The organism is Pseudoxanthomonas sp. Root630 (genome assembly GCF_001427585.1).
In the GTDB taxonomy this organism is placed as follows: domain Bacteria; phylum Pseudomonadota; class Gammaproteobacteria; order Xanthomonadales; family Xanthomonadaceae; genus Pseudoxanthomonas_A.
This window is the reverse complement of sequence record NZ_LMGY01000012.1, coordinates 661,874-677,261: the sequence shown is the minus strand read 5'-3', so window position 1 is coordinate 677,261 and position 15,388 is coordinate 661,874. Positions and strand designations below refer to the sequence as shown.

Below are 15,388 nucleotides of genomic sequence, written 5' to 3'. Positions count from 1 at the left end.
ATGGCGCCATGCAGATCGGCCCCTACCGCATCGACCCACCGGTGATGCTGGCCCCCATGGCCGGCGTCACCGACAAGCCATTCCGCCTGCTGTGCAAGCGGCTGGGCGCAGGTCTTGCGGTGTCGGAAATGACCATCAGCGATCCGCGCTTCTGGAACACCGCGAAGTCCCTGCACCGCATGGACCACGACGGCGAACCCAGCCCCATCAGCGTGCAGATCGCCGGCACCGAGCCGGAGCAGTTGGCGAACGCCGCCCGCTACAACGCCGACCATGGCGCGCAGATCATCGACATCAACATGGGCTGCCCGGCCAAGAAGGTCTGCAACGCGTGGGCCGGCTCCGCGCTGATGCGCGACGAGGCGCTGGTGGGCCGCATCCTGGAGGCGGTGGTGAAGGCGGCCGACGTACCCGTCACGCTGAAGATCCGGACGGGCTGGGATTGCGACCACCGCAACGGACCGGTCATCGCCCGCATCGCGCAGGAGAGCGGCATCGCGTCGCTGGCCGTGCACGGCCGCACGCGCGACCAGCATTACACCGGCGTGGCGGAGTACGAGACCATCGCCGCGATCAAGGCCGCGCTGCGCATTCCGGTCGTCGCCAACGGCGACATCGATTCGCCGGCCAAGGCGGCGCAGGTGTTGGCGAAGACCGGCGCGGATGCGGTGATGATCGGCCGCGCCGCGCAAGGCCGTCCGTGGATCTTCCGCGAGATCGCGCACTTCCTCGCCACGGGCGAACACCTGGCCCCGCCGTCCCTGCATGAAGTGCGCGACATCCTGCTCGGCCATCTGGAAGCGCTGCACGCGTTCTACGGCGAGCCCCAGGGCGTGCGCATCGCGCGCAAGCACCTCGGCTGGTACGCCAAGGACCGGCCCGAGAACCTCGCTTTCCGCGCCGTCGTGAACCGCGCGGAGACCGCCGAGGATCAACTGCGGCTGACGCGCGACTACTTCGATGCCCTCATGGCCGGCGAGCGGTTGCCGACGGCGGCGTGATTCCCTTTCAAGCGGAGGCTCCCATGACGGAATCCGATGCCCCTTACCTGCACGGTTTTTCCTCGGTCGAACAGGCGCGCCTGGTAAAGCAGGCGAGGTTGCTGGAAAGCACGCTGTTCAACCATGTGGATTACGCCGGCGTGCGCCGCCTGCTCGAAGTCGGCAGTGGCGTCGGCGCGCAGACCGAGATCCTGTTGCGGCGGTTCCCCGAGCTGCACGTGACCTGCGTGGACCTCAACCAGGTGCAGCTGGACGCCGCGCGCGACAACCTGGCGAAGATGCCCTGGTGCCGCGACCGCTACACGTTGCAGCAGGCCGATGCGAGCCGCCTGCCGTACGGCGCGCGCGACTTCGACGGCGCCTTCCTCTGCTGGATCCTCGAACACGTACCCAATCCCGCGCGCGTGCTGAGCGAGGTGCGCCGCGTGCTGTCGCCCGGCTCGCCGATCTACGTCACCGAAGTGATGAATTCGTCGTTCCTGCTGCACCCGTATTCACCCCATACGTGGCGCTACTGGATGGCGTTCAACGACTTCCAGTACGACAACGGCGGTGATCCGTTCATCGGCGCGAAGCTGGGCAACCTGCTGCTCGCCGGCGGTTTCCGCGACGTCGTCACCGAGATCAAGACTGTGCATTTCGACAACCGCGAACCGGCCCGCCGCAAGGACCTGATCGCATTCTGGGAAGAGCTGCTGCTGTCGGCCGCCGATTCGCTGGTGCACGCGGGACGCGTCACGCAGGACGTCGTCGACGGCATGCGCCAGGAGATGCGCGACGTCCAGAACGATCCGGACGCCGTGTTCTTCTATGCCTTCGTGCAGGCACGCGCAACGGTTTACTGACGAAGGTAACCACCCGGTAAACATGACCGGAGTCACCGTGCGTTCCGGCACTGGGGCGCCTTCATGCGCAGCGCGACGATGTCCGCGCCGGTTCCCCCTGCCGGCCTGCAGCGCACCGCAGCCACACGCGGTAATCACCTCCCCCGGAGGAATTCCATGAACGCAAGAACCGCATCCCTGATGGCGGCTGTTCTGGCCATCGCTCCCCTCGCCGCATCCGCTGACGACTCGGTCGCCCAACTCGCGCGCGAGACCGGTCTTTCCGAACGCAACCTGCGGATGGTGCTGGGCGCCCGCACGCCGTACGTCGAGTACCGCACCCAGTTCGACCGGGTGACATGGGACCTGAAGCGCGCGATCGGCAACGAGAACTATCGCCGGCTGATGAACGGCGAAGATATCGTGCTGGAGCGCCGCGCCGCGCCCGACGACGACAAGCGCGCGGTGGCAGCCAAGGCACCCGCGGTCAACAAGAAAGGGACTGGCGCCGGCTCGTGATCACGGCGCGGCGGGCTGTCCTTCCGCATCGGCGGCCAGCGCATGCAGCGCCGTCGATGAAGGATCGACGATCCGCCGCCCCATCGCACCGAACAGGCTGCGCAGGCCTTCATATCCCCTCACGGGCGACTGCCACGGGTGTTGGCGGGGCGGAACCGCCTGCCAACGCCCATCCTGCATCGCGGCCACGTCGAAGCTGAAGGTGTAGTTCGGCTCGAGCCCCATGCGCAGGTCCGACAGCACCAGCCGGTCCTCGCGGACCTGTGCGCGCATGAAGCCGCGGTTGAACCAGGACAGGCGATCGACCGCAGGGATGCCGCGTGCCTGCCGCAGCGCCTGTACGTTGGACGGATACCCGCGGAAGTGCATCCTGCCTTCGTCGACCAGCACCGAGCGTTCGGCTTCGACATAACCCGATGGCGTCATCGCCACCACGCGCCACAGCAGCGTGTTGAACGGCATCGGCACCGAGAAGTACGGCGCATCGCCCAGGCCCATCGAGGCGAGCGTGCGCTCGGCTTCGCGGTCCACCATCGCCTTCGCGGCCAGCGACCAGCCCAGGTAGGCGCTGCTCAGTACCAGCCCCGCGACCAGTGCCCGCTGCGCCGCGACGCGCTCGCGCAGGAACCACGCCGCGACGCAAGCCAGCAGCAACCAGACCGTGTACAGCGGATCGATGATGAAGACGCTGGACCACATCGTCGGGGCCGGCATCAGCGGCCACCACAGCTGCGTGCCGTAGACGGTGAAGGCATCAAGCAACGGATGCGTGACCAGCGCCAGCTGGATCGCCCAGAACCAGCGCGCAGGTGCGGCCGCGACGCGACCCTGGCCGAAGCGCTTGAACAGCCACCACAGCAGCCAGCCGACCAGCGGCAGCACGAACAGCGAATGGCTGAAGCTGCGGTGCACCGTCATCAGCGTGACCGGGTTGTCCGAGAACAACGCGATGGGCAGGCTGTCGAGGTCGGGCAGTGTGCCGAGGGCCGCACCGGCGAGCAGCGCGGCGCGACGATGGGCGGCAGGGGCGATGGCGGCGGCGATGGCGCCGCCGAGGACGATCTGACTGAGGGAATCCATGCGGCGATCCTAGCAGCCGCCGATGCGATTCCTCACGCCGCGCGCGGCACGTCCTGCGGGACCAGCCGCAGTCGCGGCGCCACCTCGGCCAGGATCTGGCCGGTGTGCGACAGCAGACACAGCGTGCCGTCGGCCTCTTCGGTGAGCGCGGTCAGGCTTTCGACCCAATCACCGTCGTTGGCGTACAGCAGGCCGTCGCGCTGGAGCAGCGAGGCACGATGGATGTGTCCGCAGACGATGCCGTCCAGCCCGCGCCGACGCGCATCGTCCAGACCCGCGTGGACGAAGCGGGCGATGTAGCGCTCGGCCGCGTCGCTCTGGCGCTTCAGGTATTCCGCGAGCGACCAGTAGCGCAGGCCGAAGCGACGACGCAACTGGTTGGTCAAGCGATTGCCGGTGAGGATGCGGTAGTAGAGCCAGTCGCCGAACCTTTCCTGCAACCCGCCAAAGTGGGTGACGCCGTCGTAATCGTCGCCGTGCGTCACCAGCAGCCTGCGTCCATCGAGCGTGGTGTGGATCGCACGGCGGCGCACCTGCATGGCAGGCAGCATCAAGCCGCAGAAGCGACGGACCGGCCTGTCGTGGTTGCCGGGCACGTAGATGAGCTCCGTGCCGTTGCGCGCCAGCGCGTGCAGCGCCTCCACCACCCGGTTGTGGGCGGCGTCCCAGGACGCGCGGCGTTGCGCCATCCACCACAGATCGACGATGTCGCCCACCAGGTACAGCCGCCTGCAGTGCAATCCCGCGAGGAAGTCGGCGAACTCCGCTGCGTGGCAGTGCTTGGAGCCGAGGTGCACGTCGGAGACGAAGACCGCGCGCCGCATCGGGGGTGGCGCGGCCTGCGGACTCATGCCGCCGCCTCCGTCGGGCGCCACGCGTCGCCCAGGTAGCGTTCCCGCTTCTTCGGCCGGATGCGGTGCAGGTCCACTTCGATCAGGCCATCGATGGAATCGCTGAAATCCGGGTCCACGCCGAATGCCAGGAAACGGGCGCCGCCGGGTTCGCAGAGTTCGGTGTACTGCTTGTAGAGCATCGGCACCGTCGCCCCCAGCGTGTCGAGGTTGGTCTTGAGTACGCGGAACGCGGTATCGGCCTCGAGAGTGTCGAAGCAGGGTGGCGTGGCCGTGTAGCGGAACGGATGGCGGGAACGCGCCTCGCCGCTCGGATCGCCGTAGTAGTGCGCGTAGTACGCCACGATCTGTTCGCGCGCATGCAAAGGCAATGCCGCGCTCATCGACACCGCACCGAACAGGTAGCGCACGCGCGGATGCCGGCGCAGGTAAGCGCCGATGCCCTGCCACAGGTAGTCGATGCTCCGGCTGCCCCAGTAGTCGGGGACCACGAAGCTTCGGCCCAGTTCCATGCCCGCGGCCAGGCGCGGCAATGCGTCGTCCGCGTAGTCGAACAGCGAGGCGGTGTAGAGGCCCTTCAAGCCCTGCGCCGCCAGCACCGGCGCGCCGCGCGCCAGCCGGTACGCACCGGCGATCTTCCGCTGCGACGCGTCCCACAACACGATGTGCTCGTACCAGGTGTCGAAGGCATCCACATCCATCCGTTTGCCCGTGCCCTCGCCCACCGCGCGGAAGGTCAGCTCGCGCAGCCGGCCGATCTCGCGCAGCAGCGGCGAGCCGCCCGCCAGCCGGCCCACGCAGATCCGCTTGCCATCGGTGGTCTCGCCCAGCACGTCGAGGGCGTCGATGCAGGCGGCCAGTGCGTCCGGCGCCAGCGCGTCGACCAGCGGCTCCGGCACGTCGGCCGGCGGTCGCACGCGCGGCGTCGCGCGGCGCCCGAGTGCGTAGAGCGCCTCGCGCACCTGGCGGATGAGCCGGGCCGGGTCCATCTCCGTGTCCAGGCGCAACGGCTGGCCCACGTGCAGCTGCAGGCGGCGCTGGCTGCGACGGAACATCTCGCGCGCCAGCAACGCCGTGCCCGCCGGCTTGAACAGCGCCGAGGCACCGTAGAAAAACGCCGAATTGCGCGCTACCACGCGGACCGGCAACACCGGCGCGCCCGTGGCGCGCGCGAAGCGCAAGAAGCCGCGACGCCAGCGGGTATCGCGCACGCCGCGCGGGCCCAACCGGGAGACTTCGCCGGCGGGAAACACGATCACGCACTGTTCGGCTTCCAGCGCCTGCTCGACGGCCCTCACGCTGTCGGCGCGCGGCTTGCCGCCCAGGATGCGTACCGGCAGCAACAGCGGTGCGATCGGCGCGATGCCCGCCAGCATGTCGTTGGCGACGATGCGGACGTCGCGCCGCACCCTGCCGACCATCTGCAGCAGCGCCAGGGCGTCCAGCGCACCGGACGGATGGTTCGCCACGATCAACAGCCGACCCTGAGGGGGAATCCGCCGCGCATCCTCCTCGGCGACGGTCGGCCGCAGATTGAGGTGGTCGATGGCGGCATCGATGAAATCCAGCCCCTCCAGGTGGCCATGGTCGGCCAGGAAGGCATAGGCCTGGTCCAGCCGGGACCAGCGGCCCAGGGTGCGCAACAGGGGACCGGTCAGCCGGGCGCGGCGGCCTCGGAACCAGTGGGGGTAGCGTTCGGCGATCTGCTGTTCCAGCGGGCGCATGGGCAAAGGCTGGCGGCGGGGTCTCGCCGCGCAGCCTGCGCTTGGCCGGCGACAGCGTGGTTTCCGTTTTCTGGCAGTCCGGTGACAGTGGCGGGCCCCGCCCTTAACCCGACTGCAACCCTGAACGGGGCAGAATGCACACACCGCCCCTGGCGTGTATCATTCGCGCCCATCTTTTCATCCGAATCAAAGGATATAAGCCTGATGTCCAGCTACCTGTTCACCTCCGAATCGGTCTCCGAAGGCCATCCGGACAAGATCGCCGACCAGATTTCCGACGCCGTGCTGGACGCCATCCTGGCCCAGGACAAGCGCGCACGCGTGGCCTGCGAGACGCTGGTGAAGACGGGCGCCGCCATCGTCGCGGGCGAAGTCACCACCACCGCATGGGTGGACATCGAGTCGCTGGCGCGCAAGGTCATCAACGACATCGGCTACGACAATTCGGACGTCGGCTTCGACGGCCACACCTGCGCCATCATCAACATGCTCGGCAAGCAGTCGCCGGACATCAACCAGGGCGTCGATCGCAAGAAGCCGGAAGAACAGGGCGCGGGCGACCAGGGCCTGATGTTCGGCTACGCCTGCAACGAGGCGCCGGAATTCATGCCCGCCCCGCTGTACTACAGCCACCGCCTGGTGGAACAGCAGGCCAAGGTGCGCAAGAAGGGCAAGCTGAAGTGGCTGCGTCCCGATGCCAAGTCGCAGGTCACCCTGCGCTACGACGGCAACAGCGTCCTGGGCCTCGACGCCGTGGTGCTGTCGACCCAGCACGACCCGGACATCAAGCAGAAGGACCTGATCGAAGCCGTGCGCGCCGAGATCCTGGTGCCCGTGCTGCCGAAGAAGTGGCTGGATGCGCTGCCGAAGAACAAGGTGCACATCAACCCGACCGGCAAGTTCGTCATCGGCGGCCCGGTGGGCGACTGCGGCCTGACCGGCCGCAAGATCATCGTCGACAGCTACGGCGGCATGGCCCGCCACGGCGGTGGCGCGTTCTCGGGCAAGGATCCGTCGAAGGTGGACCGTTCGGCCGCCTACGCCGCCCGCTACGTGGCCAAGAACATCGTGGCCGCCGGCCTGGCCGACAAGTGCGAAGTGCAGGTCTCCTACGCGATCGGCGTGGCCGAGCCGACCTCGATCTCGGTCACCACGTTCGGTACCGGCAAGGTCGGCGACGACGTGATCGAGAAGCTGATCCGCAAGCACTTCGACCTGCGTCCGTACGGCATCACCAGGATGCTGGACCTGGAGCACCCGATCTACCAGGCGACCGCCAGCTACGGCCACTTCGGCCGCAAGCCGAAGGAAATCTCCTACGTCGATGCCGCCGGCAAGAAGCACACCGCGACCGCCTTCTCGTGGGAGAAGACCGACCGCGCCGAAGCGCTCCGCAAGGACGCCAAGCTGAAGTGACGACCCGGCGCGCCTGCGTAAAGCGCAGGCGCCCGTGCCGGGCCGTCATCCCCGCGAAGGCGGGGATGCAGCGCCTCCCACTCAAGGAACGGGCCGCACCAGCGGCCCGTTTTCTTTTGGGGTGCGCCACTGCGCGCGCCGCACCGGGATCGGTTAGCCTGCGCGCCTCACCCCGAGGAGGCGCGCCATGGAATCGCTGAAGAGCCACCAGCTCTCGATGACGGTGCTGATGACGCCGGACATGGCCAACTTTTCCGGCAAGGTCCATGGCGGCGCGATCCTCAAGCTGCTCGACCAGGTGGCCTACGCCTGCGGCAGCCGCTACGCCGGCAAGTACGTGGTGACGCTGTCGGTGGACCAGGTGATGTTCCGCCAGGCCATCAACGTGGGCGAACTGGTGACCTTCCTGGCCTCGGTCAACCACACCGGCACCTCCTCGATGGAAATCGGCATCAAGGTCGTGGCCGAGGACATCCGCAAACAGAGCGTGCGCCACGCCAACAGCTGCTTCTTCACGATGGTCGCGGTCGACGACGACGGCCGGACCACTCCGGTTCCGCCGTTGGAACCGTCAACGCCGGACGAAATCCGTCGCTTCGCGGCTGCGCGCCTGCGCCGCCAGTTGCGCGAGGAAATGGAACGGCGGCACGCCGAACTGGGGAGCCGGGCGGCGGAAAACCCCTGAGCCGACGCGACTGGTGACGTACCCGGTCTGCCGCCAGGATCGCCCCACACGTCAGGAAGACCGCATGCCAGACGACAGCAACCGGCGTCCCATCGCCGCCCGCGCCAGCGGATGGGCACGATCGATCAGTGCCGTGCTGGCGCGTTCGTCCGTCACGCCGAACCAGATCTCGATGCTGAGCATCGTCTTCGCCGCACTGGGTGCGGCGATGCTGTGGTACGCCACGCCGCTCGCGCTGGTCGTCGCGGCAGCGTGTGTCCAGCTGCGGTTGGTCTGCAACCTGCTGGACGGCATGGTGGCGATGGAGGGCGGCAAGAAGACCCCGACCGGCGCGCTCTACAACGAGTTCCCTGACCGTATCGCCGATTCGCTGCTCATCATCGCCCTGGGATACGCCTGCGGCGTACCGTGGCTGGGTTGGCTCGGCGCACTGGCGGCTGCGCTCACCGCGTACGTGCGCCTTGCGGGTGGGAGCCTGGGACTGGCACAGGATTTCAGGGGGCCGATGGCCAAGCAGCACCGCATGGCCGTGCTGACCCTGGCCTGCCTGCTGGGAGCCGCCGAGCTGGCGTTCGCTCAGACCGTTTGGACATTGCGCATCGCTGCGTGGGTCATCGCCATCGGCGCGCTGCTGACCTGCATCACCCGCAGCCGTGCGATCTCGGCCGCGCTGCATGCACGGGACGGCGCATGATCAGCCGCCTGCTGGCCGCCGTCAGCAAGGCCCTGATCGGAGCGTATCCGCGTTGGATCGGCAGCCAGCCCGAGGCACGCCAGCGCATCTATTTCGCCAACCATGCCAGCCATCTGGATACGGTCGCGCTGTGGTCGGCACTGCCCCCTTTCCTGCGCCGCAGAACCCGCCCGGTGGCGGCGCGCGACTACTGGGGCGGCGGCGGACTCAAGGGCCTGATCGCCGGGCCAGGCCTCAACGTGGTGCTGATCGACCGCCAGCGCGAGCAGGCCGACGCCGATCCGCTGCAGCCCCTGTACGACGCACTGGATGCAGGCGAATCGCTGATCCTGTTCCCTGAAGGCACGCGCAATCCCGAGGCCACGATGCTGCCGTTCAAGTCAGGCCTGTACCACCTGGCGCAACGCCATCCGCAGGTCGAACTGGTGCCCGTGTATCTCGACAACGCGCGTCGCAGCATGCCGAAGGGCAGCCTGCTGCCGGTGCCGTTGATCTGCACGGTGCGCTTCGGCGCCCCCCTGACGGCGCAGCCGGACGAAGACAAGGCCGGTTTCCTGCGGCGTGCACGTGATGCGGTGCAGGCACTGGCACCCTGACCCAAGGACGCCCCTCGACGCATGGAAACCCTGCCCTTCAACGGCTTCATCCGCACCGCCATCGCCCTGGCGCCAGGCAAGTTCTGGTGGATGATCGGGGGCGTGATCGCGCTGCTCCTGCTGGCCTCGGCCATCGGCTGGCTGCTGGGCAGGCGCAGGCCCTCGGCCGTGGTGGACAACCTCAACGCCCGCATCACTGCCTGGTGGGTGATGGTCGGCGTGCTGCTGGTGTGCTTCCTGATCGGCAAGATCGCCACCCTGGTGCTGTACGCGATGCTGTCGTTCTTCGCCCTGCGCGAGTTCCTGACGCTCACGCCCACGCGCCGCGGCGACCATCTGGCGCTGTGCCTGTGCTTCTACGTCGCGATCCCGCTGCAGTACTGGCTGATCGGTGTGGACTGGTACGGCCTGTTCGTCATGTGCATCCCGGTGTACGGCTTCCTGCTGCTGCCTGCGGTCACCGCGTTGCAGGGCGATACCGAGGACTTCCTGGAGCGCAACACCAAGGTGCAGTGGGGCCTGATGCTCACCGTCTACTGCCTGAGCCACGCGCCGGCGCTGATGCTGCTCGACATCCCCGGTTACGAAGGCCAGAACCTGATGCTGCTGTTCTACCTGCTGCTGGTGGTGCAGTTGAGCGATGTCCTGCAGTACGTGTTCGGCAAGCTGTTCGGCAAGCACCTGCTGGCGCCCAGGGTGAGCCCCTCCAAGACCGTCGAAGGCCTGGTCGGTGGCGGTCTGTCCGCCGCCGCCATCGGCGCCGCGCTGTGGTGGGTGACCCCGTTCACGCCGGTGCAGTCGGCACTGCTGTCGCTGCTGATCGTCCTGTGCGGCTTCCTGGGCGGGCTGGCGCTGTCGGCGACCAAGCGCAGCCTCGGCGCAAAGGACTGGGGCACGATGATCGAGGGACATGGCGGCGCCCTCGACCGGCTGGATTCGGTGGTGTTCGCTGCACCGGTGTTCTTCCACGTGGTCCGCTACGGCTTCCAGTAGCGCGCCCACGGAAGCGCGGTGACCCCGCCGCGCCGGCTACAATACGCTCATGTCCCTGATGCAATTCCAGCGGGTCGACTTCAGCGTCGGCGGGCCGCTCCTCCTCGAACACGTCGACCTGTCCATCGAACCCGGCGAGCGCGTCTGCATCGTCGGCCGCAATGGCATGGGCAAATCCACGCTGATGCGGCTGATGGCCGGTGAACTGAAGCCCGACGACGGCGAGATCCGCGTACAGAACGGCGTGGTGGTCGCGCGCATGGCCCAGGAAGTGCCGCAGGACACGCAGGGCACGGTGTTCGACGTGGTCGCCGAAGGCCTGGGCGACCTCGGCCACCTGCTCGCGCTTTACCACCACGCGCTGCACGACGGCGACATGGACGCGATGGGCGAAGCGCAGGCGCAGATCGAAGCCCGCAACGGCTGGGACCTGGATCGTCGCGTGCAGCAGGTGCTCGAGCGGCTCGAACTGCCGGAAGAGACCGACTTCGCCGCGCTGTCCGGCGGCATGAAGCGCCGCGTGCTGCTGGCGCAGGCGCTGGTGCGCGACCCCGACATCCTGCTGCTGGACGAGCCGACCAACCACCTCGACATCGAAGCGATCGCCTGGCTGGAGGGCTTCCTGAAGTCGTTCGGCGGGAGCATCGTCTTCGTCACCCACGATCGCAGCTTCCTGCGCTCGTTGGCCACGCGCATCCTCGAGATCGATCGCGGCCAGCTGACCAGCTGGCCCGGCGACTACGACAACTACCTGCGCCGTCGCGAAGAACGGTTGCATGCCGAGGCGCAGGAGAACGCGCGCTTCGACAAGCTGCTGGCCCAGGAAGAAGTCTGGATCCGCCAGGGCATCAAGGCGCGACGCACCCGCAACGAGGGCCGCGTCACCGCACTCAAGGCGCTGCGCCGCGAGCGAGCGCAGCGCCGAGACCTGTCCGGCAACGTGAAGATGGAGGCCGCCGCCGCGCAGTCCTCCGGCAAGAAGGTCATCGAGGCCAAGCACATCACCCAGGCCTACGACGGCCGGGTGCTGCTGGACGACGTCTCCGCGACGATCATGCGCGGCGACCGCGTCGGTATCGTCGGACCGAACGGCGCCGGCAAGTCGACGCTGCTGAAGATCCTGCTGGGCGAACTCGCGCCGCAGCACGGAGAGGTCAAGCTGGGCACCGGCCTGCAGATCGCCTATTTCGACCAGCACCGCAGCCAGCTGGACGATACGCGCACCACGCTGGAAAACGTGGCCGAGGGCAGCGACTTCGTCGAGATCAACGGCAGCCGCAAGCACGTCATCGGTTACCTGCAGGACTTCCTGTTCTCGCCCGAGCGTGCGCGCGCGCCGATCACCCGCCTATCCGGCGGTGAACGCAACCGCCTGCTGCTGGCCAAGCTGTTCGCCCAGCCCTCCAACCTGCTGGTGATGGACGAGCCGACCAACGACCTCGACGTCGAGACGCTGGAGCTGCTGGAAGAGCTGCTGCTGGATTACAAGGGCACGCTGTTGCTGGTCAGCCACGATCGCGACTTCCTCGACAACGTGGTCACCAGCACGCTGGTGCTGGAGGGCGAAGGCCGACTCGGCGACTACGTGGGCGGCTACACGGACTGGTTGCGGCAACGCCGCACGCCAGCGGCTGTCGGCGGCGCATCCGCACCCGCCAAGCCCGCGCTGTCGAAGCAACCCGAACCCGTCGCCGCCAAGCGCAAGCTCGGCTTCAAGGAGGCACGCGAACTCGAGCAGCTTCCGGCGCGCATCGAGACCCTGGAAACCGACATCGCCGCACGCACCGCCGCGATGAACGATGCGGCCTACTACCAGCAGTCGCCCGCCGACCTCCAGCGCGCGAACGACGAGCTCGCTGCAAAGCAGGCGGAACTGGAACATGCCTACCAGCGCTGGTCGGAGTTGGACGACTGAGGCGACAAGATGCAACTGTGGGAGCGACGTAAGTCGCGATGGAACACCTGCGACGCCTCATCGCGACTTACGTCGCTCCCACAACGCATTTCTCGCAATCACCCCGTGTTCTGCACACCCTGCGACACGCCATTGATGCTGGCGACCAGCGCATGCAGCAGCGCATCGTCCTCACGGTCGCTGGCGCGCCAGCGCTTCAGCAGGTCGGCCTGCATCACGCTGATCGGGTCGATGTAGGGATTGCGCAGGCGGATCGACAGCGCCAGCCGCTGGTCGTGCTGCAGCAGCCACTCGTTGCCGTTGAGCGCCAGCACCCAGCGCACCGCGGCGGCATGCTCCTGCTGCACCTTCGGGAAGAATTCCCCGTGCAGGTCGCCAGCCATCTTCGAGTACATCTCGGCGATGCTCAGGTCGCCCTTCGCGAGCACCATCGAGACGTCATCGAGGAAGGTCTTGAAGAACGGCCAGTCGCGCGCCATCTGGCGCAGCGCGTCTTCCCCATAGGCATCTGCCGCGGCCTGCAGGCCCGTGCCCACGCCGTACCAGCCGGGAATCACGGCGCGCGCCTGGCTCCACGCGAACACCCAGGGGATCGCGCGCAGGTTGCCCAGCGCCGCATCCTGGCCCAGCCGGCGCGAGGGACGCGAGCCCAGCGTCATCCGCTCGATCACGTCGATCGGCGTGGCGCTGCGGAAGTAGTCCATGAAGCGCGGTGACTGCACGAAGGCGCGATAGGCCTGCGAACTCTCGTGCGCGACGGACGCCATGATCTCGCGCCAGCGCGCCTCGCGCGGTTCCGGCGGACGGGGCCGCACGCTGGAGAGCAGCACGGCGCCCACCGACTGCTCGAGCGAACGCAGCGCCAGCGCGCGGATACCGAACTTGCGATGGATCACCTCGCCCTGCTCGGTCACGCGCAGGCGGCCGTCGACGCTGCCGCGCGGGGCGGCTTCCAGCGCGCGCGTGGTCTTGCCGCCGCCACGGATGATCGAACCGCCGCGGCCATGGAAGAACGTCAAGCGGATGCCCAGGTCCTGGGCCGCGTCGACCAGGTCCACCTGCGCCCGCTGCAGGCCCCAGCGCGATGCAGCGATGCCGCCATCCTTGCCGCTGTCGGAATACCCCAGCATCACCATCTGCACATTGCCGCGCGCCGCCAGATGGGCACGGTAGACCGGATCGGCCAGCAGGTCGCGCAGGACGTCGGTGCCATGGCCCAGGTCGTCGATCGTTTCGAACAGCGGCGCGATATCCAGCGGCACCTGCCCTGCGTCGTCGATCAGGCCGCCCCGGCGCGCCAGCGCGAGCACGGTCAGCACGTCGGCGCGGCTATGCGCCATGCTGATGATGTAGGTCCCCAGCGCATCCGTGCCGTGACGCGTGCGCGCATCGGCCAGGGCCTTGAACACGGCATCGAGGCGTTCGTTGCCTTCCTGGTCGGAGGCTGGCAGCACGGCATCGCCGCTGGCATACGGACCCAGCAACGCGGCACGCTCGACCGCATCGCGCTGTTCCCAGTCTCCGTCGCCGAGCGCGGCCGCCACCGCGCGCGCATGCACGCTGGATTCCTGCCGCACGTCGAGCCGGGCGAGGTGGAAACCGAACGTGCGCACCCGCCATGCCAGGCGGCGCACCGCGAACCAGCCCGCGTGGATGCCGCGGTTGGCCTCCAGGCTTTGCAGGATCAGGTCGACGTCCTGCGCGAGTTCGTCCGGCGAGGCATACCCTTCGGGGCGATCTTCCAGCGTGGCCTGCAGGCGCGCGCGCATCAGGTCGTTGAGCAGGCGGTAGGGCATGTCGCCATGGCGGGGCCGCGACTTCTTCGCGGCCTCCGGCATCAGGGCGCGGTAGTGCTCGACGCGCGCGGTGACGTCGTCCGACACCCCGATGATCGAAGCCGACTGGCTGAGCAGCGTGGTGAGCTGGCGCAGCTCCTTGAGGTAGCGGGTGAGGATGGCGCGGCGCTGCGCATCCAGCGTGGCGGTGACGGTGCGCGCATCGACGTTCGGATTGCCGTCCATGTCGCCACCGACCCAGGTGCCGAAGCGCAACACGCGCGGAAGGCGCGCGGTGATCTCGGGCGCGGCGCCGTAGACCTCCGTGATCGCGCTTTCCAGTGTTTCGTACAACACGGGGATGACCCGGTACAGCACTTCGATCAGGTAGAAGCCGACATGCTCGCGCTCATCCTCCACGCCCGGGCGCACGGGCGAGGAATCGGCCGTCTGCCAGGCCGAGGTCAGCGCCATGCGGAAGCGCGCGGTATCGGTCGCCAGTTCGCCGGGCGTGCGCGTGCCGTCCAGCCCGTTGATCAAGCTGGCCACCATCAGCTGTTCCTTCTCCAGCAGCGCACGCCGCACCGCCTCGGTCGGGTGCGCGGTGAAGACCGGCTCCACGTCGATGCGCGGCAGCCAGTCGGCCAGTTCCTCGAGGCTGACGCCCTGCGCCTTCAGCCGTGCCAGCGCATCGTGAAGGCCGTCCGGCTGCGGCCGTTCGCTGCCGGCACGCTGGTAGTCGCGCCGGCGGCGGATGCGATGGACGCGCTCGGCGATGTTCACCACCTGGAAGTAGGTACTGAACGCACGGATCAATGCTTCCGCCTGCGCCGGCGACTGGCCATCCAGCAGGCCCGCCAGCGATTGCGGCGGCTCGCCCGCCTGCCGTCGCGCGATGGCGGTGGTGCGCACGCGCTCCACATCGGCCAGGAATTCCGGGGAGACCTGTTCAGCCAACATCTCCCCGACCAGTGCGCCCAGGCGACGGACGTCCTCGCGCAGCGGAACATCGGGCGGGGCGAATTCGAGGCTGCGGGGGCTGTTCATGCGCGTTGCGTGGGTCCCGTCGTACGTTTGGCCTGGATTGGTATTGTCTTCGCGGACAATTGGTCTGCTGCAGGGCAGCATTCCGAAGCCTACCCGATCAGGCCAGTGCGTGCGTCATCGTTTCATCCGGAACAAGAGATATAATGCTGGCCGCCGAGGGGCGCTGCGACCGTGATGTCTTTTCAACAGGCAAGCACGGCCAGGCTCGGCAGGAATTGCAACGGCGCCCGGTCAAGCTGCGAGCCTCGCTCGCCACCTTTCCCGGAGC

At 68.1% G+C, this 15,388-nt stretch carries 13 protein-coding genes and 1 riboswitch; of the genes, 9 read left to right on the top strand and 4 right to left on the bottom strand.

The genetic code is table 11. The features are described 5' to 3' along the window. The first annotated feature begins 8 nt into the window (after positions 1-8). The 3 genes from dusB to ASD72_RS09165 all read left to right on the top strand — a co-directional run bounded on the left by dusB (position 9) and on the right by ASD72_RS09165 (position 2,344). Complete coding sequence (gene dusB, locus ASD72_RS09175) at positions 9-1,001, top strand: tRNA dihydrouridine synthase DusB (protein WP_056879599.1); 993 nt, start codon at positions 9-11, stop codon at positions 999-1,001. 23 nt (positions 1,002-1,024) lie between these two features. Next, positions 1,025-1,846, top strand: coding sequence for a class I SAM-dependent methyltransferase (locus tag ASD72_RS09170; protein ID WP_056879598.1), 822 nt, complete (start codon positions 1,025-1,027; stop codon positions 1,844-1,846). Between the two features lie 156 nt (positions 1,847-2,002). Then, on the top strand, positions 2,003-2,344 hold the full coding sequence (locus tag ASD72_RS09165) for a hypothetical protein (RefSeq protein WP_155944562.1): 342 nt from the start codon (positions 2,003-2,005) through the stop codon (positions 2,342-2,344). On the opposite strand, the gene ASD72_RS09160 is transcribed toward ASD72_RS09165, so the two are convergent. From ASD72_RS09160 to ASD72_RS09150, 3 genes are read right to left on the bottom strand one after another with little or no spacing between them, the layout of a single operon-like run. Beyond that, entirely contained in the window at positions 2,345-3,424 is a 1,080-nt protein-coding gene (locus tag ASD72_RS09160) for a metal-dependent hydrolase (RefSeq protein ID WP_056879596.1), read from the bottom strand. Positions 3,425-3,456: 32 nt separating this feature from the next. Further along, a complete protein-coding gene (locus ASD72_RS09155) occupies positions 3,457-4,275 on the bottom strand; it encodes a UDP-2,3-diacylglucosamine diphosphatase (RefSeq protein ID WP_056879846.1) in 819 nt (272 codons plus the stop codon). Further along, complete coding sequence (locus ASD72_RS09150; RefSeq protein ID WP_164490771.1) at positions 4,272-5,999, bottom strand: lysophospholipid acyltransferase family protein; 1,728 nt, start codon at positions 5,997-5,999, stop codon at positions 4,272-4,274. Before ASD72_RS09150 ends, ASD72_RS09155 begins: the two co-directional genes overlap by 4 nt. A gap of 204 nt (positions 6,000-6,203) precedes the next feature. Here ASD72_RS09150 and metK point away from each other — a divergent pair, with 204 nt between their 5' ends. The 6 genes from metK to ASD72_RS09120 all read left to right on the top strand — a co-directional run bounded on the left by metK (position 6,204) and on the right by ASD72_RS09120 (position 12,298). After that, positions 6,204-7,415: a methionine adenosyltransferase gene (gene metK / locus ASD72_RS09145; protein WP_056879595.1), complete on the top strand. Its 1,212-nt coding sequence runs from the start codon at positions 6,204-6,206 to the stop codon at positions 7,413-7,415. A gap of 187 nt (positions 7,416-7,602) precedes the next feature. Further along, on the top strand, positions 7,603-8,100 hold the full coding sequence (locus ASD72_RS09140; protein WP_056879594.1) for an acyl-CoA thioesterase: 498 nt from the start codon (positions 7,603-7,605) through the stop codon (positions 8,098-8,100). Positions 8,101-8,164: 64 nt separating this feature from the next. Next, entirely contained in the window at positions 8,165-8,794 is a 630-nt protein-coding gene (locus tag ASD72_RS09135) for a CDP-alcohol phosphatidyltransferase family protein (protein WP_056879593.1), read from the top strand. After that, complete coding sequence (locus ASD72_RS09130) at positions 8,791-9,390, top strand: lysophospholipid acyltransferase family protein (RefSeq protein ID WP_056879592.1); 600 nt, start codon at positions 8,791-8,793, stop codon at positions 9,388-9,390. The genes ASD72_RS09135 and ASD72_RS09130 overlap by 4 nt, the downstream gene beginning before the upstream one ends. Positions 9,391-9,480: 90 nt before the next feature. Then, on the top strand, positions 9,481-10,383 hold the full coding sequence (locus ASD72_RS09125) for a phosphatidate cytidylyltransferase (RefSeq protein ID WP_235577990.1): 903 nt from the start codon (positions 9,481-9,483) through the stop codon (positions 10,381-10,383). A gap of 49 nt (positions 10,384-10,432) precedes the next feature. Then, positions 10,433-12,298: an ATP-binding cassette domain-containing protein gene (locus ASD72_RS09120; protein ID WP_056879590.1), complete on the top strand. Its 1,866-nt coding sequence runs from the start codon at positions 10,433-10,435 to the stop codon at positions 12,296-12,298. Between the two features lie 98 nt (positions 12,299-12,396). Here the strand turns inward: ASD72_RS09120 and ppc are convergent, their stop codons facing one another. Next, positions 12,397-15,120, bottom strand: a complete 2,724-nt coding sequence (ppc, locus tag ASD72_RS09115) for a phosphoenolpyruvate carboxylase (protein ID WP_056879589.1) — start codon at positions 15,118-15,120, stop codon at positions 12,397-12,399. A gap of 149 nt (positions 15,121-15,269) precedes the next feature. Then, a riboswitch (S-adenosyl-L-homocysteine riboswitch) is annotated at positions 15,270-15,356 on the top strand. Positions 15,357-15,388 lie beyond the last annotated feature (32 nt).